Annotated in this window: 23 protein-coding genes; 8 read left to right on the forward strand and 15 right to left on the reverse strand. The window is 70.3% G+C overall.

The genetic code is table 11. From position 1 onward, the window contains the following. Positions 1–10: 10 nt before the first annotated feature. Positions 11–946, reverse strand: coding sequence for a patatin-like phospholipase family protein (locus FHX33_RS09670; protein WP_183428394.1), 936 nt, complete (start codon positions 944–946; stop codon positions 11–13). 225 nt (positions 947–1,171) lie between these two features. Between FHX33_RS09670 and FHX33_RS09675 the strand changes: the two genes are divergently transcribed. Beyond that, on the forward strand, positions 1,172–2,578 hold the full coding sequence (locus tag FHX33_RS09675) for an MFS transporter (RefSeq protein ID WP_021765691.1): 1,407 nt from the start codon (positions 1,172–1,174) through the stop codon (positions 2,576–2,578). A gap of 252 nt (positions 2,579–2,830) precedes the next feature. Here FHX33_RS09675 and FHX33_RS09680 read toward each other — a convergent pair whose 3' ends face one another. The 3 genes from FHX33_RS09680 to FHX33_RS09690 form a co-directional block, all read right to left on the reverse strand. Next, positions 2,831–4,252, reverse strand: a complete 1,422-nt coding sequence (locus FHX33_RS09680; protein ID WP_021765690.1) for an LPXTG cell wall anchor domain-containing protein — start codon at positions 4,250–4,252, stop codon at positions 2,831–2,833. A gap of 138 nt (positions 4,253–4,390) precedes the next feature. Continuing rightward, the gene (gene rox, locus FHX33_RS09685; protein ID WP_021765689.1) at positions 4,391–5,842 is read right to left on the reverse strand and encodes a rifampin monooxygenase; all 1,452 of its coding nucleotides are present in this window, start codon (positions 5,840–5,842) and stop codon (positions 4,391–4,393) included. Between the two features lie 131 nt (positions 5,843–5,973). Then, positions 5,974–6,747, reverse strand: a complete 774-nt coding sequence (locus tag FHX33_RS09690) for an SDR family NAD(P)-dependent oxidoreductase (RefSeq protein ID WP_021765688.1) — start codon at positions 6,745–6,747, stop codon at positions 5,974–5,976. Positions 6,748–6,954: 207 nt separating this feature from the next. On the opposite strand from FHX33_RS09690, the gene FHX33_RS09695 reads away from it, so the two are divergent. Beyond that, entirely contained in the window at positions 6,955–9,309 is a 2,355-nt protein-coding gene (locus tag FHX33_RS09695; RefSeq protein ID WP_021765687.1) for an arylsulfatase, read from the forward strand. 33 nt (positions 9,310–9,342) lie between these two features. Here the strand turns inward: FHX33_RS09695 and FHX33_RS09700 are convergent, their stop codons facing one another. Then, positions 9,343–9,510 (reverse strand): hypothetical protein, encoded by a 168-nt coding sequence (locus FHX33_RS09700; RefSeq protein WP_021765686.1) that lies wholly within the window; start codon positions 9,508–9,510, stop codon positions 9,343–9,345. A gap of 112 nt (positions 9,511–9,622) precedes the next feature. Then, positions 9,623–9,817 (reverse strand): hypothetical protein, encoded by a 195-nt coding sequence (locus tag FHX33_RS09705; protein ID WP_021765685.1) that lies wholly within the window; start codon positions 9,815–9,817, stop codon positions 9,623–9,625. 205 nt (positions 9,818–10,022) lie between these two features. Between FHX33_RS09705 and FHX33_RS09710 the strand changes: the two genes are divergently transcribed. Then, on the forward strand, positions 10,023–10,694 hold the full coding sequence (locus FHX33_RS09710; protein WP_021765684.1) for an MmpS family transport accessory protein: 672 nt from the start codon (positions 10,023–10,025) through the stop codon (positions 10,692–10,694). A gap of 53 nt (positions 10,695–10,747) precedes the next feature. Beyond that, on the forward strand, positions 10,748–11,659 hold the full coding sequence (locus tag FHX33_RS09715; protein WP_183428395.1) for a DUF2510 domain-containing protein: 912 nt from the start codon (positions 10,748–10,750) through the stop codon (positions 11,657–11,659). A 37-nt stretch (positions 11,660–11,696) separates the two neighbouring features. Here FHX33_RS09715 and FHX33_RS22120 read toward each other — a convergent pair whose 3' ends face one another. Continuing rightward, the gene (locus FHX33_RS22120) at positions 11,697–12,350 is read right to left on the reverse strand and encodes a response regulator (protein ID WP_021759928.1); all 654 of its coding nucleotides are present in this window, start codon (positions 12,348–12,350) and stop codon (positions 11,697–11,699) included. Positions 12,351–12,388: 38 nt separating this feature from the next. After that, positions 12,389–13,657: a sensor histidine kinase gene (locus FHX33_RS09725; protein WP_081703902.1), complete on the reverse strand. Its 1,269-nt coding sequence runs from the start codon at positions 13,655–13,657 to the stop codon at positions 12,389–12,391. Between the two features lie 173 nt (positions 13,658–13,830). On the opposite strand from FHX33_RS09725, the gene FHX33_RS09730 reads away from it, so the two are divergent. Beyond that, positions 13,831–14,391, forward strand: a complete 561-nt coding sequence (locus FHX33_RS09730; RefSeq protein WP_183428396.1) for a DUF4352 domain-containing protein — start codon at positions 13,831–13,833, stop codon at positions 14,389–14,391. A 54-nt stretch (positions 14,392–14,445) separates the two neighbouring features. Here the strand turns inward: FHX33_RS09730 and FHX33_RS09735 are convergent, their stop codons facing one another. The 5 genes from FHX33_RS09735 to FHX33_RS09755 are packed head-to-tail and all read right to left on the reverse strand — an operon-like array spanning position 14,446 to position 21,168. Next, positions 14,446–15,435, reverse strand: a complete 990-nt coding sequence (locus FHX33_RS09735) for a C-terminal binding protein (RefSeq protein ID WP_021764948.1) — start codon at positions 15,433–15,435, stop codon at positions 14,446–14,448. Then, the gene (speB, locus tag FHX33_RS09740) at positions 15,428–16,438 is read right to left on the reverse strand and encodes an agmatinase (RefSeq protein WP_021764949.1); all 1,011 of its coding nucleotides are present in this window, start codon (positions 16,436–16,438) and stop codon (positions 15,428–15,430) included. The genes FHX33_RS09735 and speB overlap by 8 nt, the downstream gene beginning before the upstream one ends. 57 nt (positions 16,439–16,495) lie before the next feature. After that, positions 16,496–18,118: a thiamine pyrophosphate-binding protein gene (locus FHX33_RS09745; RefSeq protein ID WP_183428397.1), complete on the reverse strand. Its 1,623-nt coding sequence runs from the start codon at positions 18,116–18,118 to the stop codon at positions 16,496–16,498. 26 nt (positions 18,119–18,144) lie between these two features. Beyond that, positions 18,145–19,818: an amidohydrolase gene (locus tag FHX33_RS09750; protein WP_021764718.1), complete on the reverse strand. Its 1,674-nt coding sequence runs from the start codon at positions 19,816–19,818 to the stop codon at positions 18,145–18,147. 3 nt (positions 19,819–19,821) lie between these two features. After that, positions 19,822–21,168 carry an MFS transporter gene (locus tag FHX33_RS09755; RefSeq protein ID WP_039923520.1) on the reverse strand — a complete coding sequence of 449 codons (1,347 nt, stop codon included), beginning with the start codon at positions 21,166–21,168 and terminating at the stop codon, positions 19,822–19,824. 225 nt (positions 21,169–21,393) lie between these two features. Here FHX33_RS09755 and FHX33_RS09760 point away from each other — a divergent pair, with 225 nt between their 5' ends. The 3 genes from FHX33_RS09760 (at position 21,394) to FHX33_RS09770 (ending at position 24,446) form a co-directional block, all read left to right on the forward strand. Beyond that, positions 21,394–22,332 (forward strand): winged helix-turn-helix transcriptional regulator, encoded by a 939-nt coding sequence (locus tag FHX33_RS09760; protein WP_183428398.1) that lies wholly within the window; start codon positions 21,394–21,396, stop codon positions 22,330–22,332. 91 nt (positions 22,333–22,423) lie between these two features. Beyond that, on the forward strand, positions 22,424–22,744 hold the full coding sequence (locus FHX33_RS21350) for a nucleotide pyrophosphohydrolase (protein ID WP_039922812.1): 321 nt from the start codon (positions 22,424–22,426) through the stop codon (positions 22,742–22,744). Next, complete coding sequence (locus tag FHX33_RS09770; RefSeq protein ID WP_021763763.1) at positions 22,731–24,446, forward strand: DUF2075 domain-containing protein; 1,716 nt, start codon at positions 22,731–22,733, stop codon at positions 24,444–24,446. Before FHX33_RS21350 ends, FHX33_RS09770 begins: the two co-directional genes overlap by 14 nt. 20 nt (positions 24,447–24,466) lie before the next feature. Here FHX33_RS09770 and FHX33_RS09775 read toward each other — a convergent pair whose 3' ends face one another. Next, complete coding sequence (locus tag FHX33_RS09775) at positions 24,467–24,814, reverse strand: LysR family transcriptional regulator (protein WP_021763764.1); 348 nt, start codon at positions 24,812–24,814, stop codon at positions 24,467–24,469. Between the two features lie 83 nt (positions 24,815–24,897). Further along, positions 24,898–25,125 (reverse strand): RNA-binding S4 domain-containing protein, encoded by a 228-nt coding sequence (locus FHX33_RS09780; RefSeq protein WP_021763765.1) that lies wholly within the window; start codon positions 25,123–25,125, stop codon positions 24,898–24,900. Between the last annotated feature and the right edge of the window lie 68 nt (positions 25,126–25,193).

Genomic DNA, 25,193 nt, shown 5'->3' on the forward strand with positions numbered 1-25,193 from the left:
GGTCACCGGATCAGGCCCAGAACGCCGTGAGCCGTTCGGCCAGAGCACGACCCTGGTCGGCGCCGGCTCGCGCGGCGGGCGCACGGGTCGAGAGATCCATCATGTTGTCGCCGAACGCAGCCAGCGCGGCGGCGTCCGGGAACACCGTCTCGACCGTGCTGCCGCCGGCGCGGAGCTCGTCGACCTGCGCCGCGAGCTGCATCCTCCACTCCAGTGGATGCCGCGTGCGCCCGCCGAAGGGTGACAGCACCAGCACGCGCGCGTATCCCGCCGCCAGATCGGCGTTCTCGTTGCGCCGGTAGCCGCCGTCGAGATAGCGCTTGTCGCCGATCCGGTACGGCGGGACACCGAACCCGTTGGAGGTGCTGGCGGCGACGGCATCCACCAGCTCGATGCCGCTGTCCCGGTCGAACACCACACCCTCGCCGGTGCGGGCGTCGATCGCCGTGATGGCGATCGCGCGCTGCGGCCAGTCGGGGTCGGGCAGCCGGCCGGCGACGATCTCGCGCCACCGGCCGCCTGCGCCATCGGGGTCCTCCAGCTCGAGGGCGGCGGCGCCCATCCGGCGGCGCATGTCCGCGGCGTCGGAGGAGGCGGCGATGATGCGGTCCGTCCGCTCCATGTGGTTGACGACGGAGACGCCGGCCGCGAGGCCGCCGGGTGGGCGCCCGCCGGGACCGGCCGCGCGCGGACGCTGCGGCGGCACGGCGGTGAGGATGGCGTCGAGGAGCTCCGGCGGGGTCGCCCCGTTGATCTGGGCGGCGACGGTCGCGCCGGCGGAGGTGCCGATGGTCAGATCGGCGTCGGTCACGTCGAGTCCGCCGTCGAAGAGACCGGCGAGCACGCCGATCTCCCACGCGTTGCCGGCCGAGCCGCCACCGCCGAGGACCAGCGCGCGGTCGCGCCGACCGGAGGAGGGCAGAGCAGAAGAAGGTGAAGTGTTCATGGGAGTCGCCTTTCGCGAAATGCCTGCCGGGGGCTCCCTGTGACGACTACCTCAGCCGCGCGATCGTGGACTGCAGGGGAGCACCCGATGTGGATACTGCGTTCATGGGTCTCACCTCCTGCCGACGGATCACGATCGGCAGCGACGCTAACACGCGGCGGTCTGCCGCGCAACAGGCCGTCACACACGCGTGGCCGTCCGCGCCGCGGTCGGTAGAACGGTCGGATGGCATCCTCCCGCGAGCGCTTCGCCCTGGCCGCGTGCGTCGGCGCGGGTTTCGCGACCCTCCTGGACCAGTCGGTCGTGACGTACACCATCCCCTCGCTCGGCCCCGAGCTGGGCGCCACAGCGGGCGGCGTGCAGTGGTTCCTCGCGGTGTACTCGCTCACGTTCGGTGTCGGGCTCGTGCCCGGCGGGCGGCTCGGCGACGCATACGGACGACGCGGGATGTTCGTCGGCGGCCTCCTGCTCTTCCTCGTCGGCGCCGCGCTCTCCGTCTTCGCTCCCGGCATCGGGTGGGCGATCGCGGGACGCGCGGTGCAAGGGTTCGGCGCCGGCATCGTGAGCGCGCAGGTCCTCGGCGTGATCCAGGATGTGTTCGCCGGTCGTTCGCGAATCCGCGCGCTCGCGGCGTACGGCATGGCGGCGTCGGCCTCGGCGATCGTCGGACCGCTCGTCGCGGGCGGCATCCTGGCGACCATCCCCGCGGAGTTCGCGTGGCGCGTCATCCTCGCGATCAACGTGCCGTTCATCCTGGCGGTCGCAATGCTGGCCGCGCGCTTCGTGCCGCGAGGTGGCCGGACGCCGGGCCGTCCCTCCCTCGATCTCGTGGGCATCGGCGTCACGGGCATCGTCGTCCTGCTGGCGACCGCTCCCGTGATCGACCCGGGTCTCGGGCCGGTCCGGACCGGCCTCGCGATCGGCGGGGTCGCGGCCGGAGTCCTCGCGCTGATCTGGTGGGAGCGCCGGTACGCCCGGCGCGGCGGCCGCCCGCTGTTCTCTCCCGCCCTGCTCCGCTCGCGCGGCTTCACGGGCGGCAGCGTGATCGCCCTGCTCTGGTTCGGCTCCGCGGTCGCGCAGTCGGCGATCGTCACGGTGTTCCTGCTGCAGAGCTTCGGGATGCCCGCTCTGGTCGTCGCGCTCCTCCTCGCGCCGGGTGCGGCGGCACGGATCGCGACTTCCGCGCTCAGCTCCCGCCTGAACGACGCCTTGGGGCGATGGACGCTCGTGGCCTTCCTCGGCCTCCAGACGGTGTGCAGTGCGCTCCTCGTCGTGCTGGCCGGGCTCACCGACGCGATCGCGCTGGTCGTCGCGATCGTGCTCCTCGAGACCCTCATCGGAGCGGCGAGCGGCGCATTCGAGCCGCCCATGCGGGCGCTCACCCTGTCGTACGCGCGGCCCGGCGAGTACGGGCTGGCCGCGTCCTTCCTGCAGCTGGCCCAGCGACTGTCGGCGACGTTCTGCGTGGCGCTGGTGACCGGCGTGGCGTTCGGGAGCGCCGGGATCGACGTGAGCCGCGACGGGCTCCAAGCGGGCCTCGCTGTGTGCGCCGTTCTGCTGGTGGCCGCGTCGGCCGTCGCCGTGGGGATGGTGCCGGATCTTCTCGGCGTCCGACGCCGGGCCGCGCCCTAGCGGTGCGCGCTCAGTCGTAACCGAGGATGACGACGTCCTCGTCTCGCATCCGTTCGATGTCGAGTTCGTCTTCGATGGCGATGCTGGCAGGCATGCACTGGATGCTACGGCGGCCTCGAGGGGCGCTGAATGGACGCGCTGGCCAATCGCAGCGCGATCGAGGACAGCGCGTACAACGAGTGCTCGCGCATCGCTGCGCTGCACACGAAGGCCCCCGCTCACCGAGCGAGGGCCTTCGTGTGGTGAGGTGCGTTACGCCTGGGTGGCGCGACGGCGGCGCGAGACGAGCACGCCCGCGGCACCCAGCAGGACCAGGAGACCCGCGAGGGTCGCCGGGATCACGTTGTTGTCACCCGTCGCGGCCAGGGCCGCGGTGCCGGTGACGGCGGCGACGCTCAGCGCCACGGCCTGGACTCCGCCCGAGCTCTGACCGACGAGCACGAGGGTGTGCGAGCCGGCGGCGAGCTTGGCGAGCACGTCGGCGCTCAGCGTGACCTGGACCTTGCCGTCGACGACCGGGAAGCTGCCGAGCAGGATCGGGGTCGAGTACAGGTACACGTCGACGAAGCCGTCGTTCGCCGTCCACTCGACCGACGCGGTGTAGCCCTTCGTCGGGTCCAGGGTGGCCGGGAGGCCGGCGGAGAGCGGGGTGCCCGGGGTGACGCCGTGCGACGCGAGGTAGGCCGGCAGGTCGGTCGAGTTCGCGACCGGAGCGGCCGCGGCCGGCTTCTGGACGAACGGGACGACGTCGGTCAGGTTGCTGTAGACCCGTGCGGTGGTGAAGCCGGCGAGCTTGGCGGTGACGAGGACGCCGACGACGCTGCCGGCGACGTCATCGGTCACCGTGTAGCTCGTGCCAGTGGCACCGTCGATCGGGCCGCCCCGCTGACCGCCGTTCCAGTACCACTCGTACGAGAAGGTGCTGCCCTGCGGGAAGTCGGCGGTCGAGACCGTGAGCGTGGAGCCGATGGCGGCGGTCCCGGACACGGTGGCGGCGCCCGTCGTGCCGAAGGTGTAGGTCGTGCCGTTGAAGGCGATCGACTCGATGTACGCGGTCGGGTAGACGGCGGACGGGTCGTAGACGCCGTCCGTCAGCACACCGAAGCCGATCAGCTGAGCGGAGTCGAGCGTGTTCAGGAACTCACGGAGGGTCGCCGTGGCGTCCTTCTCGTAGACGACAGCGCCGTCAGCATCCTTGATGGCGCTGCTCGTCGCCCACACGTCGTCCAGCGAGACGGCCGCGGCGCCGGTGGAGGGTGAGGCGGGTCGGAGGGTGGTGAAGCTCTGCGAAGACTGGCCGCCGTTGTAGAGGAACGGCAGCTGGAAGTACGACGGGCCGGTCGTCGTCGTCCAGGAACCGGTCGCGACGACATCCGCGAGAGTGTCGCCCGAGATGTACTGCTCCGGGGTGAAGCCGTCGATGATCTGGGACTGGTTGAACAGCTCGAGGCCGTTGACCCCGACCCGTGCACGGTCGGCCGCGTCATCGTAGCCCTGGTGCCAGCCCGGGTAGCTGTCCTCGTTGGACCGGATGTCGCTCTGCGTGACCTTCACGGTGGCGGGCGCGGCCTGCGCGGGCGCGGCGGCGACGAGGGCCGCTCCACCCGCGATCGCGACACTCAGACCGAGGGCCGCAGCGCGTGCGGCCCAGGTGTTGTTCTTCTTCGAATTCACGTTGTCAATGACCCATTCACGTCGGTGTCGCTCGTCTGGTGAAAGGGGACGCGCGCACGAACGTGCGATTCCCCCTGTTATCCATTCGAGCCTATGGTTGGTTGACAGATGCAACTATCCCCCGCATGGGGGTGATTTTCACGATTCAACGACAGCCGCGCCGAACCACTCCCCGAGCCGCGCGTCGAGCCCGCCCTGATCGTCGCCGATCCACGCGACGTACCCGTCGGGTCTCAGCAGCACGGCGGGCGCGTCGAGCTCATCGCTGACGTCGGCGAGCCGGTCGACACGATCCGCCCATCCCCCGACCGAGAGCCGACCGGTCTGGTCGAGCAGCAGACCGCGCCCGGTACGCAGGTTCTCGTAGAGCCGACCGCCGCGGGCGAGCGGGAGGTCGCGCAGCCGCCGCCCGAGCAGCTCGGGACCGTCGCCGAGGTCGTAGCGGATCCCGGTGCCGCTGACGCGCTCCGCCAGCAGCCGGCTGACGTCGTCGAACGCCATCAGCTCGCCCATCAGTCGGCGCACCGCCTGCGGACCCGGCTCGGGAGAGATGAGGACGCTCTGCGCGCGCGTGATGGTCAGCACGCCGTCGGCCACCGGGTGGCGCTCGGCGAAGTAGGTGTCCAGGAGGTCGCTCGGCGCCCATCCCGCGACCGCGGCGGCGAGCTTCCAGCCGAGGTTGAACGCGTCCTGCACACCCAGGTTGAGGCCCTGGCCGCCGAGCGGCGGGTGCACGTGGGCGGCGTCTCCGGCGAGGAAGACGCGGCCCTCCCGGTACCGCTCGGCGAGCCGGGTCGCGTCGGTGAAGCGCGAGAGCGCGCGCGGCGAGTGGATGCCGAAATCGGTGCCCGCGTACGCCCACAGCTGCGCGCGGAACTCGTCCAGCGTCGGCGGCACCGTGCGATCCTCGGAGACGCTCGCCGCCGGCACGACGGCGCGATACAGACCGTCGCCGGTCGGCCCGATGCCGAACCCGCGGTGCGTCCGGCGCACCTCCTCCCCCACGGTGGCGATCTCCTCCGCGGAGGCCGTGGCCTCCACCTCGCCGAGCAGCCACTCGGTCGTCGCGGCCTCGCCGGGGAAGCCGATCCCGAGCCGCTTGCGCACCAGGCTGCGGCCGCCATCGGCGCCGACCAGCCACAGCGCCCGCACCCGCGAGCCGTCGACGAGCTCGACGGTCACACCGTCATCGTCCTGATCGAACCCGGCGAGCTCCGCCCCACGGCGGATCTCGGCGCCGAGCTCGGCGGCGTGCTCCGTGAGCAGGCGGTCGGTGACCGGCTGCGGGATGCCCAGGATGAAGGCGTGCGCGCTGTCGAGCGCGACCGGCCGAGGCGCGGCGATGCCGGCGAACGATCCCACGCCGCCCGGATACTGCGTCCCGTGTGCGAGGAACCGTCCGAGCAGTCCGCGCTGATCCATGATCTCGATGGTGCGGGGCTGTAACCCCAGCGCGCGGACCGCGGTCGTCGGCTCCGCATCCCGCTCGAGCACGAGCACGCGCACCCCGTGCAGCCGCAGCTCGGCGGCCAGCATCATCCCGGTCGGTCCGCCCCCGCTGATGATCACGTCGTAGGTCTCGGAATCCATGCGCACCCTGCTTCCCCGCGGCCCGATTCCGGCCGCGACCAGCAATTCTGGACCATGCGGGGGCCCTTGCCGCAAGGCCCCACCCCTCCGGTATCCTGGAAATGCGGGAACACGGCAGCGCGGCCGGACGGTCACATGGTCTGCCGCATCCCCCCGTCGATCACGACATCGGCACCGGTCAGGTTGCCGAGCAGCGGGCTCGCGAGCATCGTCACCAGCGCCGCGACCTCCTCCGAAGTGGTGAACCGCCCCGTCACCATCGCCTGCTCCGCGCCGTGCCGCACCTCGTCGGGCGAGCCTCCGCCGGCCGCGGACACCGTCTGCGCCACCCCGCCATCCCCCAGCCACAGCGCGGTCGCCACCGGTCCCGGGCTGATGGAGTTGACGCGGATGCCGCGCGGGCCCAGCTCCTTCGACAGCGACTTCGAGAAGCTCAGGGCCGCGGCCTTCGCGGCGCTGTAGTCCATCACGAGCGGGTCCGCGAGCATCGAATTCTCGCTCGCGATGGTGACGATCGCCGCCCCCTCCGGCAGCAGGTCCAGGAGCGCGCGCGTCACCCGGACGCCCGCGAGCGCATTCAGCTCGTAGGTGCGCACCCAGTCGTCGTCGGTGATGGAGGCGAATCCGCCGGGGCGGGGAGGCGCCGAGCCGACATTGTTGACGAGCACATCGACGCGGTCGCCGACCGCGTCGCGCAGCCGGTCGATCTGCGCTGGATCGGAGAGGTCGGCCGCGACGAAGCGGAACCGCGGGTCCGCGGCGAGCGCGGTGGTCTCGTCGGTCGCACTGCGGGCGACGCCGACGACGGTCGCACCTTCGGCGAGCAGGGCGCGAGCGGTCGCGAGACCGATCCCCCGGCTTGCTCCGGTGACGACGGCGGATTTTCCTGTGAGATGAAGGTCCACGTCGCGACTATGGCGTGCGCGTGGCCCTGCGCACCAGAGGTGATCGAGTGGAGGCAGACATCAGCCCGCCCATCCGGGCCGTCGTATGCCACAAGTTCGCGCCCGTGTCGAGCATTGCCGTGCCCGCCGGGGCCGTGGCAGGCTCGCCAGCACAGCGGTCAGGTCGTGCCGCACGGGCACGATCATTCCGCCAGCGAGGGGTGAAGCATGTCAGAGGTGTTGCCCGGGTCCGTTCTTCCCACGCCCGATCAGGCCTATGTGGGGCCGATCACGGTGGACGAGAAGAAACTCGACGTCAAGCGCGATCCGATCGAGGTGAAGCGGCCGCCGAAGCAGGCGCCCAACGTGCTCCTCGTGCTGCTCGACGACGTCGGGTTCGGAGCATCGAGCGCCTTCGGAGGGCCGGTGCCGATGCCGACGGCCGAGCGCATGGCGGGCGCGGGGCTGCGGTACAGCCGCTTCCACACCACCGCCATCTGCTCGCCCACCCGCGCGGCCCTCCTGAGCGGCCGCAACCACCACCAGGTCGGCATGGGTCAGATCACCGAGACTGCGACGCCCGCGCCCGGCTACCGGTCGACGCGGCCGAACTCGTGCGTCCCCCTGCCCGAGATCCTCCGCCAGGCCGGGTACAACACGGCGCAGTTCGGCAAGTGCCACGAGGTGCCGGTGTGGGAGAGCGGACCGACCGGGCCCTTCGACCACTGGCCCGCGTTCAGCGGCTTCGAGAAGTTCTACGGGTTCATCGGTGGCGAGACCAACCAGTGGACGCCCGCCCTGGTCGACGGCGTCTCGCTCATCGAGCCGCCGGACGACCCCGACTACCACCTGATGCCCGACCTGGCCGACAAGACCATCGAGTACATCAACCAGCAGAAGGCGCTCACGCCCGACAAGCCGTTCTTCGTCTACTTCGCGCCCGGCGCCACGCACGCGCCGCACCACGTGCCCCGGGAGTGGATCGCCAAGCACCAGGGCAAGTACGACCAGGGCTGGGACGCGCTCCGCGAGGAGACCTTCGCCCGGCAGAAGGAGCTGGGCATCGTGCCCGCCGATGCCGAGCTGACCGAGCGCTCCGAGGGCATCCCGGCGTGGGACGACGTCCCCGCCGAGCGCCGCCCCATCCTGTCGCACCAGATGGAGGTGTACGGCGCGTTCCTGGAGTACGCCGACCACCACACCGGCCGCGTCATCGACGCCATCGAGGGTCTCGGGATGCTGGACGACACCCTCGTGATCTACATCATCGGCGACAACGGCGCCTCCGCCGAGGGCGGCCTCGAGGGCGCGTTCATGCTCTCCACCGCGGCCAACGGCGGGGCCGAGTACGAGACCGTCGAGTTCTGGCAGGAGAACCTGGACAAGATCGGCGGCCCGGAGGCGTACAACCACTACGCCGTCGGCTGGGCGCACGCCATGTGCACGCCGTACCAGTGGACCAAGCAGGTCGCCAGCCACTACGGCGGCACCCGCAACGGCACGATCGTGCACTGGCCGAACCGCATCGCCGCCCGCGGCGAGGTGCGCAACCAGTGGCACCACGTGATCGACATCGCGCCGACCATCCTGGAGCTCGCCGGGCTCGCGCAGCCGCACACCGTCAACGGCGTCACCCAGGTGCCGATGCACGGCGTCTCGATGACGTACACCTTCGACGACGCGGCCGCCGACGAACGGCACCTCACCCAGTACTTCGAGATCATGGGCAACCGCGGCATCTACCACAAGGGCTGGACGGCGCAGACGCGCCACCGCACCCCGTGGGACGTCGTCAGCGCCGCTCCCGACTTCTCGGACGACGTGTGGGAGCTCTACGACACCACCGTCGACTGGACCCAGTCGAACAACCTGGCGAAGTCGAACCCCGAGAAGCTGGCCGAGCTGCAGCAGCTCTTCCTCATCGAGGCGACCCGCTACAACGTCATCCCGATGGACGACCGCGCGGCCCAGCGGATGAACCCCGAGTTCGCGGGGCGCCCCACGCTCGTCTCCGGCACCTCCCTCCGGCTCTACCCCGGCATGGTGCGCCTGAACGAGAACGTCGCGATCAACGTGAAGAACCGGTCCTGGTCGGCGACCGCGCAGATCGTCGTGCCCGAGAGCGGTGAGGTGGACGGGGCGATCCTGGCGCAGGGCGGCCGCACGGGAGGCTGGTCCTTCTTCGCGGAGGGAGGCAAGCTCGGGTTCCACTACAACTTCTGCGGCCTCATCCGCAGCACCGCGCTCTCTGAGAAGCCCATCGGCGCCGGCACGCACCAGGTGCGCGCCGAGTTCGCGTACGCGGGCGGCGGCATCGGCCGCGGTGGCACCGTGACGCTCTACATCGACGGAGGCGCCGCCGGCACCGCCGAGGTGAAGCGCACCCACCCGATGTACTTCTCGTTCGACGAGGGCCTGGATGTCGGAACCGACACCGGCATGCCCGCCTACGAGGGTTACACCACCCCGCACGGCACCTTCACCGGCACCATCGACTGGGCCCAGATCGATCTCGGGCTCGACGACCACAGCCACCTCCTCGATCCCGAGGAGTGGCTGGCGGCCGCGATGCGCCACCAGTAGCCGGGAGGCGACGGGCGGCCCCGAGGGCGCGCTCTACGCGGACTTGTTCTTCGAGGCCGCCCGTCGCACGAACCCGAACACGATCGTCCCGACGAACAGGATGATCCCGATGATCGCCAGCCAGACCAGCCCCTTGATGGCGAAGCCGACGACGGCGAGGATGGCCCACACCACGAGCAGAATGACGATCGTTGCCACCATGGTGACCTCCAGAGTCCCGGGCGCAGTGGCCCGGGCTGCTGCGAGCGTACGTCCGGGGGCGTCCACTTACTAGCGGCCCGGCCCGATCAGCGGGTGATGCGCAGCCTCGCGGTCACTCGTCCCGCGCGTCGGCCGCGTCGAACTCGTCGAGCTGGTCGATGCCCTGCGGCTCCTCGACCTCCACCTCGACGCCGCTCACCGCGTCCCCATCGCGGAACGCGCCGGTCCCCTCGTCGAGCGTCCCCTCGCCGTCGGGGTAACCCGCCTCGTCCGGATACTCGACGCCGCCCGTGTTCGACATGTCCATGTGCCGCTCCTTCCGTTGGTTCGATCCTGCACCCGGAGGGAGGGGCGGGGCCAGGACGGTTGTCGGAAGATCGCGGCGGCGACGAAAACCGACCGGCACCCCTTCTTCGGGGGTTGGAGGAGCAGGTCCCGATTCTGAGAGTCTGAGAAGGCTGTGGGGAGCCTATGCCTCTGCAGTGAATCCGAATCTGCAAAGGAACACCAGAATGAGCACCATCCCTCCGCCCCCTGCACCCGACCAGCAGTACGCCGCGCCCGCCCCGGAGAAGTCCGGCAACGGCCTCGGCATCGCCGCGCTGATCCTGGGCATCCTGGCGCTGATCGGCGCGTTCATCCCGTTCCTGAACTACGGCGCCTGGGTGCTCGGCCTGATCGGCCTGATCCTCGGCATCGTCGCCCTGGTGCAGAAGAACAAGAAGAAGGGGACGGCCCTCACGGGCACGATCCTCTCGGGCGTCGCGATCATCCTGTCGATCATCCTCTCGATCGTCTACACGGCCGCGTTCGCGTCGGCGGTCAACGACTCGATCAAGGAGCAGATCAAGAAGGACGACGTCGTCGCGTCGCAGCCGGTGGAGGTCGTCTACGAGGTCACGGGCACCAGCACCGACAGCAACATCACCTACTCGACGTACGCGGACGGCGCGTCCAAGTCCGAGACCGCGTCCGCTCAGGCCCTGCCGTGGACGAAGTCGATCACCGTCAAGAAGGGCGGCACCTTCGACTTCAGCAGCTTCAGCGTCGTCGCGACGGCCGGAATGGATGGCGGCGACCTCGCCTGCAAGCTCACCGTCGCCGGCAAGGTCGTCGCTGAGCAGTCGGCGACCGGGCAGTACGCCGTCGTCAGCTGCCTCGCCACGGGCACCGACGGCGAGTAGCTCGTTGCGGGCTCTCGCCGGCGTCTGGCGGCGAGAGCCCGTCCCGCACGATGATGACGAACGCACCCGCCGACTGGTATCCCGATCCGGAGTACCCGGGACAGCTGCGCTACTGGGACGGCACCGCCTGGACCGTGAATCGCGCGCCGGCTCCCCGCTCCGTCGAGGTCGCCGCGGCGCCATCCGCCCCGGACGCGCCGGCCCCCGCGAATCGCGACGCCACCCCGGCCGTCCTGGCCCTCGTCCTGGCGATCGTCGGCTTCGTCCTCGGCGTCCTCCCGTTCGCCGCCTGGTTCGCCTGGCTGGCGTTCGTTCCCGCCCTGATCCTCGCGATCCGTGCCCTCGTGAGACGTCGAGCCGGCCGCGGGAGCTCGATCTCCGCGATCGTCGTCGCGGGCATCGGATGGCTGTTCTCCCTGGTCGTGGGTCTCGGGTCGTTCGCTCTGCTGCCCGCCGGCGCGCCGTCGTCCCCCGAAGCCGCCGCGGTCTCGAGCAGCACGCCGACCGCGTCGCCGACCGCCAGCGCACCCCCGGCGACCCCGTCCGCCGGCCCGACCCCGACGGTTCCCGCCCTCCCCGGACTCGGGCAGGCCGTGACCAGCCGCTCCGGCGTCTCGTTCACCGTGACCGGTGTGGAGTGCGGACTCGGCGCCCAGCAGGACGTGTTCGGCGACGTCGCTCCGAAGGGTCAGTTCTGCCGGATCGACTTCGTCGTCGCGAACGGCAGCACCCAGCCGCAGAACCTGTCCGCGTCCGATGTCTTCGGCTACATCGGCAACGCACGCTACGAGGCGGACAGCGGCCTGGCCCGCTTCGGCGACGATGACTACTTCAGCACCGTGAACCCGGGCCTCTCGGTCGACTGCACGGTGTTCTTCGATGTTCCTGCCGGTGCGACCCTGGATCGGGTGAAGCTCATCACGAGCTGGTGGGGCGGCGACGGCGCGACGGTCACGCTCCGCTGACCTCGGGGGTCAGGTCCGGCAGATCACGCGGCGTGGCTCACGCGCCGGAGCGGGCGACGACGACCGCGAGCTCGGTCCGAGTGCGCACACCCCACTTGCCGCGGATGACGGCGAGCGTGGATTTGACGGTCGTCTCCGCCACGAAGAACCTCTGCGCGATGTCGGCGTCGGACGCGCCATCGGTCACGGCGATCGCGAACTCGCGCTCGCGCGTCGTGAGCTGCTCCATCTTCGCGGCAGCGTCGCGACGCGCGTCCGTGCCGCGCGAGTCCCGGACCCACATCGACAGTTGCCGTGCGGCGCGCGGCGAGAAGGCCGCGTCACCGGCGGCGACCTGGCGGACCGCGTCGATGATGCGCTGCGGGTCCTCGTCCTTCAGCATGAAGCCGGACGCTCCCGCGGAGACCGCGTCCAGCACCCGGCCGTCCTCGTCGAAGGCCGTCATCATGAGGAAGCGCGGGGTGGAGCCGCCCAGGGCCCTGACCACCGCCACACCGTCCATCCGCGGCATCCGCACGTCGCAGAGGACCACGTCCGGGTGGTGCGCCGCGACGGCCGCCGCCACCTCATCGCCGTCCGCACATCGCCCGACGACATCGATGTCGGTGGAGGCGCCGAGCACGGCGGTGATCCCGGCCGCCGCCATCGGGTCGTCGTCGACGACGAGCACACGGATGCGGGGGTCGTTCACCCTGGGAGTCTATCGATGCCCGGCCAACGCTCGGGCTGTCACCTGTGCGGAGGCGACCAGGGCAACCACGCCACGATCGCGAACGTCCCCTCCGGCGTCGCACCCGCCCGGAACGACCCGCCGACGAGCGCGACCCGCTCGCTCATCCCGCTCAGCCCGTGGCCGCCTCCGACGGAGGTCGGGACGGTGCCAGGTGCGAGCCAGTTCGCGGTGGCGACGGACACCCCGTTCACCGGGTCGCCGCGGACCTCCACGCTCAGGGCCGTCCCGGGAGCATGACGTCGCACGTTCGAGAGGGCCTCCTGCACGATCCGGTAGCAGGCGTGAGCGACCCGCGGGTCGCACGAAGCGATGTCGCTGACGAGCAGCTGCGCGCGCACGTCGACGCCATCGCGCAGTGCGTCGTCCACCAGCGCCGGGAGGTCGGCCAGGCCGTGGTCGACCCCTGCGGCGGCGGGATTGCGGAGCACGTGCACGACGTTGCGCAGCTCGTCGAGCGAGTTCTGCGCGGTCTCCCGCACGGCGCGGGCCGCCGCGGCGGCTTTCTCGTCCGAGCCGCCGACGGTCAGCTCGAGCGCGCCGGCGTGGAGGGAGAGGGAGCTGAGCTGCGCAGCGAGCGTGTCGTGGAGCTCACGCGCGAGCTCCTGCCGTTCCCGCTCGCGCTCGACCTCGCGGTGAAGCACGGCGACGTTGCGATTGGCGACGGCCGTCCCGCGTGTTGCGGCGTCCCGTTCCGCGCGCAGCCGGCGCGTCATCCCGAACGCGGCGAACGGCACGACCGCCACCGCCGCCAGGATCGGGGCCACCCAGAACAACGCGAGCCGCGCCGGTGTGCCTTCGGGCGGGTCGCCGACGAAGCCCGCGAGCAGCGACGCGTGCGTCATGACGTCCCAGCTGAGCGCCACCACGACGGCCGCATACGTCCCGGCGACGAACGCCCACTGCCGCCACCCGGTCGTCACGGCCGTCACCGCCGCCACGCTCACGAGCACCGCGACCGGCGACGCGGGGAAGGCCAGCGTCACACCGATGGCGAGCAACGCGACGAAGACGGGATACCGGTGCCGCCACACGAGCATCACCGAGACGCCGATCATGACGAAGGTCCCGACGGTCGCGAGGAGCTTGACGGGCTCTGGGAACGTGGAGGTGCCCGCACCGTGGATGCCGCCCGCCGACAGCGCCAGCAGGGCGCACAGCAGAGCGATGGCGATCGATCCCACCAAAGCCCCCGCCCGGCGGGCACGCGACGGCACCGTCGCCCCTGGCGGTGCCGACGCGCTCGGTGTGGGAGAGGTGACGCTCATGTCCACGATCGTATGGGCGAACCCCGCGACCCCTGTACCGCCTTTCGGAGGGGCGGGCCCCCTCCGTTCGTGCGGTCAGGTACGACCGATCCGTGGTGCCGCTGCCCGGCCTCCTCGCGGTGTGCTGGTGGAAGCCGAAACCCGGCCCCACGAACTCACCAGGAGGCACTCCCATGTTCCGTCGTATCACCCTCGTCACCGCCGCGACCGCGATCGCCGCGGGCCTCGCCCTCACCGGCTGCAGCGCCGGGACGACCGCGGGCGGCACCGCGGGTGGCGGGGCGACGACCGGCAGCTCCGCGTCCGCGGCACCTTCAGCTCCTGCTGCGCCCGCCGCGCCCGGCCTGAACACCCCGCTCACGGTCGGCTCCTTCGAGTACACCGCGCTCGGCGTTCAGGACATCGGCGCCACCGCGGGCACCTCGCCGCTGACGGCGACCGCGCAGGGCACGTTCCTGCAGGTCGACCTGAAGATCGCGAACACCGGCAACAGCTCCGCGACCTTCATCGTCAACTACGTGAAGCTCGTCGACGCGGCCGGCAAGACCTACGACGCCGACGCGAGCGCGACCCTGTACGCGAGCCCGGACCAGAACGCGTGGGTCGCCGGCATCAACCCGGGCAACGCCATCCAGGGCCCGATCCTCTTCGACGTCCCCGCCGGAACCGCCCCGGCGAGCATCCAGGTCAGTGACAACGCCTTCGCGAAGGGCAAGACGATCACCCTCGGCTGAGGGGGATGGCGGCGGCGGACGGAACCCGAACCGTCCGCCGCCGCGTTCTGCGCCTCAGACCCGGTTCACCGGCGCCTCCGGCACCCCCGCCACGACCGCACTCACCGCGTTCTGCGCCTGCACGCGCACGTACTCGACCTCGGTGAAGCGCGAGAAGTAGGCGATGTGCGGGGTCAGCACGACGTCGTCGCGGCCGACCAGCGGGTGACCGGGCGGCGGCGGCTCCTCGTCGAGGACGTCGAGGGCCGCGCTCGAGAGGCGGCCGCTGTCGAGCGCGTCGACGAGGGCCTCGTTGTCAATGAGGCCGCCGCGGGAGACGTTGACCAGGATGGCGCCGGCCGGCATGTCGGCGAGGAACGCGGCATCCACCATCCGCGCGGTCTCCGGGGTCAGCGGCACGTGCAGGGAGAGGGCGTCGGAGGCGCGGCGCACGTCGTCCAGGCTCGCCCGCTCGATCCCGAGGCGCTGGAGGTCGGCCGTCACCTCGGGGGTGTCCGGCAGCATCGGGTCGTAGCCGAGCACGCGGCCGAACAGCGGGCCGGCCAGCCGGGCGAACTCCCGGCCGATCTTGCCGAGTCCGACGATGCCGAGCGTCCGCTCGCTCACGCGCGGCGGGGCCTCCGGAGCGCGCTCATTCCAGCGCTCCGACGTGGCTGAGGCGGTATAGAAGGTGAGCTGCCGTGCGCTGGCGAGCAGCAGGGCGAGCGCGTGCGTCGCCACCTCTTCGGTCGCGGCGCCGGGCACGTTCGTCACCCAGACGCCGTGCTCGGTCGCAGCCTCCACATCCACGTAGTCGAAGCCCATCGACATGAGCGCGATGACCTTCAGACGCGGGAGCGCGGCGATGACCTCGCGGGAGATGGCGGCGTACCCCGGGAGCAGGGCGTCCGCGTCCTGCGCGCCCGCGATGATCGCGGCCGGGTCGCGGGTGCCGAGTACGCGCACCTCGAAGCCGTGCGCCTCGAGCAGCGCGATGCCGGGCGCGGGATCGGTGTCCTCGACGTCGGTGTAGACGGCGACGGGGCGGCGGGCGGCGTCAGTCATCGGCGCCGGCTTCGCTGGAGGCACCGTCGACGCCGCGCGGGTGAGCGCTGGCCTCCCGCACGATCACCTGCGCCATCGCGGTCATCAGCTCGTACGCGACGTGCGACGCGGCGATCCCGGTGACCTGGGCGTGGTCGTAGGCGGGCGCGACCTCCACGACGTCCGCGCCGACGATGTTCAGGTCGGTCAGGCCGCGGAGCAGGCGCAGCAGCTCGCGGCTGGTCAGGCCGCCGGCCTCCGGGGTCCCGGTGCCGGGCGCGTGCGCGGGGTCGAGCACGTCGATGTCGATGGAGATGTAGAGCGGCCGGTCGCCGACGCGGCGGCGGATGCGGTCGAGTGCGGCGGGGATGCCGTTCTCCTCGATGTACTCGCTCGACACGATCGAGAAGCCGAGGCGCTCGTCGTCCTCGAGGTCCTGCTTGCTGTAGAGCGGGCCGCGGGTGCCGACGTGCACGGACGCGGTGCGGTCGAGGAACCCCTCCTCCGACGCGCGCCGGAAGGGCGTGCCGTGCGTGATCGGCTCGTCGAAGTAGGTGTCCCAGGTGTCGAGGTGCGCGTCGAAGTGCAGCACCGCGACCGGCCCGTGCTTCTCGCTGATGGCCTTGAGCAGCGGGTAGGCGATGGTGTGGTCGCCGCCGATGGTCAGGATGCGCTGCACGCGGCTGCCCAGCTCGCTCGCCGCCTCCGCGATCTGGCGCACGGCCTCGTCGATGTGGAACGGGTTCACCGCGATGTCGCCGGCGTCGGCGACCTGCACGGCCTCCCACGCCGAGAAGTCCTGCGCCGGGTTGTACGGCCGCAGCAGGCGGCTGGCGGCGCGCACGTGCTCCGGACCGAAGCGGGCGCCCGGGCGGTAGCTGACGCCGGTGTCGAAGGGGATGCCGACCACGGCGAGGTCGACGGCCGGCACGTCTTCGAGGCGCGGCAGCCGGGCGAAGGTGGAGAGCCCGGCGTAACGCGGGGTCTTCGATGCGTCGGCGGGGCCGATGGGAGGTGTGCTCATGGTGGTTCCTCGTGCCTGTTCCGTGGGTCGGTTCGGTGCGCGTCAGTTCGGTGCGCGTCAGCTCGTGAAGGTGGACTGCGGGAGGTGGATGACGTGCAGGCCGCCCGCAGCGCCCGCGGCCGTCACCGCCGCGTCCAGCTCGGCTGCCGTGCCGACGCGGTGCCCCGTGCCGCCGAACGCATCCGCGACGGCCGCCCAGTCGGGCTGCACCAGGTCGACCGCGATCGGGGCGATGTCCGCATCCACCTCGTTCTGCTTGATCTCCGCGTAGCCGCCGTTGTCGACGACGATCACGGTGACGTCGAGCCGCTGCTCGATGACCGTGATGAACTCCTGCAGCGAGAACATCAGTGCGCCGTCGCCGACCACCGCGAACACCGGGCGGTCGGGCCGCGCGACGCGGGAGCCGATCGCGGCGGGGAGGCCGTAGCCGAGCGTCGCGTAGGTCGCCATGTACGGCGTGGAGTTCGGCGTCGCGACCTGGAGGCGGTTCAGCAGACCCCAGTAGGCGATCTGCGACGAGTCGGTCGTGACGATGGCGCCGGCCGGGAGCGCCGCAGCGATGGCGTCGGCGAGGGCCGTGTTGACGGCGGAGAGCTCGGCGCACTCGGCGGCCACGGCCTCCAGCGTCTCCGGCACGCGGGCATCGCGCTGCGGTTCGCTGGCGGCAGCCCCCGCGTCTCCCAGCGCCGCCACGATCGCGGCGAGCGCGACCGGCGCGTCCGCGACGATCCCCACCTCCGCCACCTGGTTCTTGTCGAGCTGCGACGCCACCCGGTCGACGCGGATGACGTGCCCGCGAGCCTCCAGCGCGTCGACCCACAGCTCGGCCTCGCCCAGCTTCGAGCCGACGACGAGCAGCACGTCGGCATCCCGGGCCCGGTTGCGGGCCGCGGCGAGCCGGAGGTTGGAGCCGAGGGAGAGCGGATGCCGCTCGTCGAGCACGCCCTTCGCGTTCAGGGTCGTGACGACCGGTGCCCCCAGGCGCTCGGCGAGGGCACGCAGTTCGTCCGTCGCGCCGCGGGAGCCGCCGCCCGCGAGGATCACCGGATCGCTCGCGGCGGCCAGCAGCCGCGCGGCCTCGGCGACCGCGGCCGCGTCGGGCGCCGTCGCAGCCGCAGGAGCGCGAGCCGCGAGCGACTCGGCCGGCAGCTCCGTCTCCTCCTCCAGCAGATCCAGCGGCACCTCGATGTAGACGGGGCGCGGCCGCCCGGTGGCGAAGAGCGCGAACGCGTCGTGGACGGCCTGCACGGCCTCCTCGGCGGACTGCACCCGGCGTCCCCACTCGACGATGGCGGAGGCGGCGCCCAGCTGGTCCTTCGTCTCGTGCAGGGTGCCCACGTCGGCGAACTCGCGCCCGCGGGCCGGGCCCGGGGAGAGCAGGATCATCGGCCGCGACTCGCAGTACGCGGTCCCGGCGGCCGAGAGCGCGTTGAGCAGCCCCGGGCCGCTCGTCGTGATGACGACGCCGGGCTTGCCGGTCTGCAGCGACCAGCCGTCGGCCGCGTATCCCGCGCCCTGCTCGTGCCGCGTGGTCACGGGATGCACGCCGAGCGCGGTCAGCGGTCGGTAGAACTCGAGGTTGTGGGTGCCCGGGATGCCGAACACCGTGTCGACGCCGTAGTTGCGCAGGGTCTCGATGAGCACCCATCCGGTCGTGCGTGCGGCGCGTGTCTCCATGCCTATGCGTCCTTTGCGAGTCGGGGTCAGTTGGCGGCGGCGGCGAAGCGGGGCGAGCCGTCCACCCAGGTCGCCTGGACCGGGATGGTGGCGATCGTCTCCGCCTCCACCGTCAGCGGGTTCGCGCCCAGCACGACGAAGTCGGCGCGCTTGCCGGCGGCGAGGGAGCCGAGCTCGTTCTCGCGGCCGAGGGTGATCGCACCCTCCAGCGTGTGCGCCCGGAGCGCCTGCTCCGCGCTGATGCGCAGCGAGTCCGGGCCGAGCTTGTGCCCGCGCCGCGTGACACGGGTCACGGCGGCCTGGATCGCCTCGAGCGGGCGCGGCTCGGCGACCGGCGCGTCCGACGAGATCGTCACCGGCACACCGGCCTCGATGAACTCGCCCAGCGGGTTGAACCGCTCGCCCGGGGTGCCGATGGCCTGCTCCACGCCCTCGCCCCAGTTGTAGTAGTGCTGCGTCTGGTTCACCGGGCGGATGCCCAGGCGCGCCATCCGCTGGATCTCCTCGACCGCGGGGAGGCCGCAGTGCTCGATCCGGTGGCGCGCGTCGGCGTCGGGGCGCTCGGTGAGCACCTGCTCCACCGCATCCACCACCATCGCGATGGCGGTCGGCGACTGCGCGTGCGTCGCGGTCTGCAGCCCGGCGGCGTGCGCCTTGGCCACCAGCCCGGCGTACTCGGCGGGCTCGTGGTAGAGCTGGCCGGTGCGGCAGGGGTCGCCGACGTAGCCCTCGGGGAAGTAGGCCGTCCATCCCCCGAGCGTGCCGTCGGCGTAGAGCTTGATGCCCGCGACCGACAGGAAGGCGTTGCCGAACGGGCCGGTGAGCCCGAGATCGATGACCTGGTCGAGCAGGTGGGAGAGGAAGTACATCGAGACGCGCACCGAGAGCTCGCCGCGGTCGGCCATGGCCAGGTAGGCCGCGAACTCCCGCTTCGAGACCTGCGCGTCGCCGAGCGCGGTCACGCCCGCCGACAGGAACTCGCGCTGCGCGATGTCGAGCTGACGCTGGTGCTCGGCCGGCTCGTCGCCGAGGTGGAAGTTCGGGCCGTGGTGTCCGATCTTCACGCCGTGCAGTCCGGTGAGCACGTTGCAGGCCGCGTCGGAGAGTTCGCCCGTGAGCTCGCCGTCCGCATCCCGGAAGAACTCGCCGCCCTCGGGGTTCGGGGAGTCGCGGGTGATGCCGTATTTCGCGAGGGTGAAGCTGTTGACCACTCCCCCGTGGCCGGAGGCGTTCATGATGTACACCTCGCGGTCGGTCGCGATGAGGTCGAGCTCCTCCTTCGTGGGGTGGCGCCGCTCGGCCAGGTTGCGCTGCTCGTAGCCGTAGCCGCGGAGGGGGACGCCGGCGGGCAGCCGCTGGGCGCCCTCCCGCATCAGCTCCACGATCTCCGGGATGGACGCCGCCTTGGCGGGGCTGACGTCCACCCAGGTGAGCAGCTGCCCGTACATCAGGGGGTGCGCGTGCGCGTCGATGAAGCCCGGGACGATGGTCGCCCCCGGGAAGTCGGCGCGCTGCGGCTCGATCCCCGCCTCGCGCGCCTGTTCCTCGACCTCGGCGAGCGTGCCGACCGCGAGGATGGTGCCGCCCGCGGTGAGCAGGGCCTCCGCGTGCGGGTTGTCGTCGTCGATGGTGAGGATGACGTCGGCCGTGACGATGGTGGGGGTGGAGTCGCGGGCGTCGTAGGTGGCGAGGTGTCGCATGGGTCAGATCCTTGTGGTCTTGATGGCCGTGGTGTCGAGGCGCGGGTTGAACGATCCCGTCGCCGGCGCGGAGTCGGAGTGCTGCGGCGCGAACCAGGTGCCGACGATGGCGATGAGCGCGAGGGCGCCGAAGAACCAGATCGCCGACCAGAACGTTCCGGTGATGGCGATCAGGCCGGTCGCGATGGCCGGGGACAGGCCGCCCCAGACCGCGGCACCGATCCCGTACGAGAGGGACATCGAGGTGTAGCGCGCCTGCGGCCTGAACATCTGCGTCATCACCGTCGACAGCGGAGCCCACGCACCGCTCAGGGTGATGCGGATCACGCTGACGAAGATGTAGATCAGCGTCACCTGGTGGTTCTGGATGACCAGCACCAGCGGGATCACGGCGATGAACGAGAGCAGCGATCCGAGCATGATGACCCGCTTGCCGCCCCACTTGTCGCCGAGCAGGGCCAGCGGCAGCGTGACCAGGGCCTCGATGAAGGAGGCGACCGTCATGGCGCCGAGGATGACGCTCGCGTCGAGGCCGACCTCCGGGCTGGTCGCGAAGTTCTGCACGAAGACCGTGGCGATCACGTAGCCGCCGGACGACATCGCGATGATGCAGAAGCCGAGGATGATCGCCAGCCAGTTGTTGCGCAGCGCGAACAGGATCGGGGTGGACTGCGTGTGGCCCTCGATCTTCTCCTCGAAGACCGGCGTCTCCTCCACGCGGTACCGCACCCAGATGCCCACGCCGATCAGCACGATGCTGAACAGGAACGGCACGCGCCATCCCCAGGTCAGGAGGACTTCGTCGCCCATCCCGGACAGGATCCAGAAGGCGCCGGAGGCCATCAGCGCGCCGAGCGGGTTGCCCAGCTGGGTGAAGCCGCCGTAGAAGTTCTTGAACTTCGGCGGAGCGCTCTCCACCGACATCAGGCTCGCGCCGCCCCACTCGCCGCCGACCGCGAGGCCCTGGGCGACGCGGAGGACGATCAGCAGGATCGGCGCCATGATCCCGATCGTGTTGTAGCCCGGCAGGCAGCCGACCAGCACGGTCGCGACGCCCATGATGAAGAGCGTGATCGTCAGCGCCCGCTTGCGGCCCAGCTTGTCGCCGATGTGGCCGAAGATGATGCCGCCCAGCGGTCGCATGAAGTACGCCACCGCGTAGGTGCCGAACGAGGCGAGGGTGCCGAGGGCGTGGTTGATCTCGGGGAAGAACACCTGGGGGAACACGATGGCGGCGGCCGTCGCGTAGACGTAGAAGTCGTACCACTCGATGGTCGTGCCGACGACGGACGCCAGGCCGGCCTTCAACGCACGGGCATGCCCTGGGGGTTGCGTTGCGGTTACAGACACACAAAGCTCCTTTGCTCGTATTGCCTTGTTCGATTGTCGTGCTCGTTTCGACGTGAAGTCTCATCCCGTCGCTGAGGATGCGCAAGCGCAGTTCGGCGTCGGGCGCGGCTGTGCACCGTCGATTTGTCAGGGGATGAGGACAAAACTATCGCGATTCGTCCGCTGCCCTTGTCTGTCGCCGCCGATCTGCGGTCGTCGGCGGGCGTTTCCGGGTATTCTGCGGATGTGCCGATCCGTCCCGACCGAACCGTCCCCGAGCGCGACACCGACGCCCTCGATAGCAGCCTCGTTCGCGCCCTGCAGGCGGACGGCCGGGCCAGCATCCACGAGCTCGCCCGCACCCTCGGCGTCTCCCGCGACCTCGTCTCCCGCCGCCTCGGCACCCTCATCGGGAGGGATGGCCTCCGCGTCGTCGCCGCCCTCGACCCCGGTTTCGCCGGCCTCAACGTGTTGATTCATGGCCTCGTCGCCGTCGACGGTCGCGCCCGCCCCGTCGCCGAGCAGCTCGCCGACCTCCCCGACACGGTCTTCGTCTCGCTGGTCGGCGGCTCCTCCCCCGTCGTGTTCGAGTCCCGCCACGGCGACCTCGACGAGCTGCACGCCACCCTCACCGCCATCCGCGAGATCCCCGGCGTCCGCGGCCTGCGCGTCAGCACCTACGACGCGCTGCTCAAGGAGTTCATCACCGCCGCCTCGGTCACCTCCGTGAAGCTGGATCGCCTCGACCACGACCTCATCGCCGTGCTGCAGGATGACGGCCGCGCCAGCTACCGCGAGCTCGCCGACAAGGTGCGCTTGTCCCCCTCCTCAGCACGGGCGCGCGTGCGTCGACTCCTGGACGCCGGCGTCATCCGCATCGCCGCCATCGACGCCGGCGGCCTCTCCCGCAACCGCGTCGCCGTCGGCGTCGGCATCGGCCTGCGCGGCTCGGCCGAGCCCGTGCACCGCTACCTCGTGGACGCGCGCGCGGTCGACCTCGCCGCGGACGCCCACGGCGCCTACGACGTCATCGCCACCATCGTCGGCACGACCCGGACCGGCGTCCTCTCCGTCATCGAGGATCTGCGCGCGCTGCCCGAGGTCGGCTCGCTCGAGACGTGGGCGCACCTCGACATCATCAAGGAGGACTACACGCGGACGCTGGGGAGGATTGTGCGGGGGTGAGGCGTTTAGCTGCCGCAGCGATGCGTATGCCACTGCCTGATGACACGAGAAAGACCGGATCCAGTGCCCTGCCGTTGCTACGGTGAAGCACGTGGCAGATAACACAGTGCGTGACGAGCTCCGCACATTCGTTTCCGAGCGCGACTGGGCGCAGTTCCACTCTCCCGAGAATCTCGCCAAGAGTGTCGCCATCGAGTCCGGCGAGCTTCTGGAGTGCTTCCAATGGGGTAGCGACTTCGACACCGATCGAGTGAAGGACGAGCTCGCCGACGTGCTCACCTACTGCTATCTTCTTGCCGATCGTCTGGGTGTGGACCCGCACGCCATCATGCTGGAGAAGCTTGCGCGCACTCGTGCCAAGTATCCGGTCGAGAGTGCCCGCGGTCGAAGCACGAAGTATGACCAGCTTTGACATCGTCCCGCTCCTCCGCACGGAGCCGAGCGGGGATACCGGTGATGCGCGCCTTCTCAATTGGCCGGTGGTCTACGTGATGGATGATTCGTCGAGTGTGTATGTCGGCGAGACGCTCAGCGCTACGAGTCGCATGCGCCAGCACAACGCTGATCGGTCCAAAGACTCGTTGGCCTCGGTGCGAGTCATCCTTCACGACGAGTTCAATAAGTCGGTCTGCCTCGACCTGGAGTCGTTCCTGATCAGAATGTTCGCGGGCGACGGCACTTTCGAGGTCCTCAACCGCAACGAGGGCGTCACCGATGCGCAGTACTTCGATCGCGAGCGCTATCAAGCCGACTTCAACGTGATTTTCGAGAGCTTGCGCTCCCGTGGGCTGTTCGAACGCACCATTCCGCAGATCGAGAACTCCGATCTCTTCAAGTTCTCCCCGTTCAAGGCCCTGACCACCGACCAGGCGGTTGCCGTCGAGAACATCGTCGAAGGTCTCCTGCACGACTATCGGATGCCTCGCGGAAAGCCGATCGTGATCCAGGGCGATCCCGGCACCGGCAAGACGATCGTGGCGATCTATCTCATCAAGCTCCTCCGCGATATCGGCGAAGGTCGAGGCACCTTGGAGCCGGACGAGGACTCGAGGTTCTCGGACTTCTTCGTGTCGGAGAACCAGGAGCTCCTCGAGCGTTCCACCGTCGGGCTGGTAGTGCCTCAACAGTCACTCCGCCGGACGCTCGAGAGGGTCTTCAAACGCGTTCCCGGCCTCAAGGAGGTCCGCGTACTCACCCCGTTCCAGGTCGGGACGAGCGAAACCAAGTTCGACTTGCTCATCGTCGACGAGGCGCATCGATTGAATCACCGCGCAAACCAACCTGCCGGGCCGCTCAACGCGCTCTTTCCCCGCATCAACGAGAAACTCTTCGGGCGCGATGACTACGAGTTCACGCAGTTGGACTGGATTCTCGCGCAGAGCCATCACCAGGTACTTCTCGTAGACGGCGAGCAGTCGGTTCGTCCGTCGGATCTGCCCTCAGCCGCGGTGCGCGAGCTGATCAGTGAGGCCAAGAACGGTCACCAGTTCTACCGTCTGCACTCGCAGCTTCGCGTCAAGGCTGGTGATGACTACACGGCCTACATTCGCGCCATCCTGCGCGGCGACTCGCCCGACCCTCGGGCATTCGATGGGTACGACCTGCGATTCTTCGAGGACCTCGCGACGATGCGAGAGGAAGTCCTCGCTCGCGATGCCGAGGCCGGTCTCTCACGAATGGTCGCGGGATATGCCTGGGAATGGCAGAGTCGCAAGAATCCCGCTGCGTTCGACATCGAGCTCGACGGGGTGGCGCTTCGCTGGAACAGCACACAGACCGACTGGATCAACTCTCCGGGATCTCTCGACGAGGTGGGCTCGATCCACACGGTCCAGGGCTACGACCTGAACTACGCCGGCGTGATCATCGGACCGGATCTCCGATACGAGCCTGGTCGCGGCATCTGGTTCGATCGCACAAGCTATTTCGACAAGAAGGGAATGGAAGACAACCGAAAGCGCGGCATTCGCTACTCGGACGACGACATCCTCGAGTACGTGAAGAACATCTATGGCGTCTTGCTCACGCGCGGGATTCGCGGGACCTATGTGTATGTGTGCGATGGCGGGTTGCGCGAGTACTTGAGGCCCTACTTCGGCAGGACTCGCGCCTAACCCGTCTCTTCTTCGAGGAGCTAACGCCCCTGCCGCTTCTTGTACGGCTTCGGCTGCCCCTTGACGGCCGGCGCGCGTCCCTTGCCCTTCGACGCCTTCGCCTTGCCACCGGCCGGAACGACCGGTTTCGCCGCCGGTGCGGGCGCAGCCGCGATCTCGTCCTTGGCCGTGGCGAGGAAGAGCGTCCCGGCATTCGTCAGCCGGGTCTCCGCGGAGTCACGGACGAAGAGCGGAGTCCCCACCTGCTCCTCCAGCTTCGCGATCGACGAGTAGAGCGACGCCAGCGGGATGTTGAGCGCCTTCGCCGCCCGCGGAAAGTGCAGCTCCTCGGCGACGGCGACAAAGCGCACGAGCAGGGTGATGTTCACGGAAGGCCCTTCATGGATGGAGTAGCAGGCGCGCTACCTACCGTACGGAAGCGGACCCCTGCGCGCGAGCGCATGCCGGTTCGTCACGGGCAGACGCGAACGCTGCGCCCCTCGAACGTGACGATGTCACCGAGCTGCAGCTGCCGCCCACGCCGCCGATCGACCTCGCCGTTCACGGTCACGTAGCCATCGACGATGGCCTCTTTGACGTTCCCGCCGGAGTCGAGAAGGCCGGCGAATTTGAGGAACTGGCCGAGGCGGATCGAGTCACCGCCGATCGGGATATCGTCGATCGATGAGGAGGTGGCCATGCCGAAATGCTAGCCGAAGCGTCTGGCCCTCTGAGCCGGTCGGTGTCGTCGCCATCCGCCGGTACCAA

The sequence above is a fragment of the Leifsonia aquatica genome (assembly GCF_014190775.1).
Taxonomy (GTDB): domain Bacteria; phylum Actinomycetota; class Actinomycetes; order Actinomycetales; family Microbacteriaceae; genus Leifsonia; species Leifsonia aquatica.

Bases quoted from the DNA above. Each gene is read 5' to 3' on its own strand.
- FHX33_RS09770 (WP_021763763.1), top strand. From the start codon at position 22,731: ATGACCAGCTTTGACATCGTCCCGCTCCTCCGCACGGAGCCGAGCGGG.
- FHX33_RS09700 (WP_021765686.1), bottom strand. From the start codon at position 9,510: ATGGTGGCAACGATCGTCATTCTGCTCGTGGTGTGGGCCATCCTCGCC.
- FHX33_RS09745 (WP_183428397.1), bottom strand. From the start codon at position 18,118: ATGGAGACACGCGCCGCACGCACGACCGGATGGGTGCTCATCGAGACC.
- FHX33_RS09710 (WP_021765684.1), top strand. From the start codon at position 10,023: ATGAGCACCATCCCTCCGCCCCCTGCACCCGACCAGCAGTACGCCGCG.
- rox (WP_021765689.1), bottom strand. From the start codon at position 5,842: ATGGATTCCGAGACCTACGACGTGATCATCAGCGGGGGCGGACCGACC.
- FHX33_RS09750 (WP_021764718.1), bottom strand. From the start codon at position 19,818: ATGCGACACCTCGCCACCTACGACGCCCGCGACTCCACCCCCACCATC.
- speB (WP_021764949.1), bottom strand. From the start codon at position 16,438: ATGAGCACACCTCCCATCGGCCCCGCCGACGCATCGAAGACCCCGCGT.
- FHX33_RS09715 (WP_183428395.1), top strand. From the start codon at position 10,748: ATGACGAACGCACCCGCCGACTGGTATCCCGATCCGGAGTACCCGGGA.
- FHX33_RS09670 (WP_183428394.1), bottom strand. From the start codon at position 946: ATGAACACTTCACCTTCTTCTGCTCTGCCCTCCTCCGGTCGGCGCGAC.
- FHX33_RS09730 (WP_183428396.1), top strand. From the start codon at position 13,831: ATGTTCCGTCGTATCACCCTCGTCACCGCCGCGACCGCGATCGCCGCG.
- FHX33_RS09705 (WP_021765685.1), bottom strand. From the start codon at position 9,817: ATGGACATGTCGAACACGGGCGGCGTCGAGTATCCGGACGAGGCGGGT.
- FHX33_RS09675 (WP_021765691.1), top strand. From the start codon at position 1,172: ATGGCATCCTCCCGCGAGCGCTTCGCCCTGGCCGCGTGCGTCGGCGCG.
- FHX33_RS09695 (WP_021765687.1), top strand. From the start codon at position 6,955: ATGTCAGAGGTGTTGCCCGGGTCCGTTCTTCCCACGCCCGATCAGGCC.
- FHX33_RS09725 (WP_081703902.1), bottom strand. From the start codon at position 13,657: ATGAGCGTCACCTCTCCCACACCGAGCGCGTCGGCACCGCCAGGGGCG.
- FHX33_RS09735 (WP_021764948.1), bottom strand. From the start codon at position 15,435: ATGACTGACGCCGCCCGCCGCCCCGTCGCCGTCTACACCGACGTCGAG.
- FHX33_RS09780 (WP_021763765.1), bottom strand. From the start codon at position 25,125: ATGGCCACCTCCTCATCGATCGACGATATCCCGATCGGCGGTGACTCG.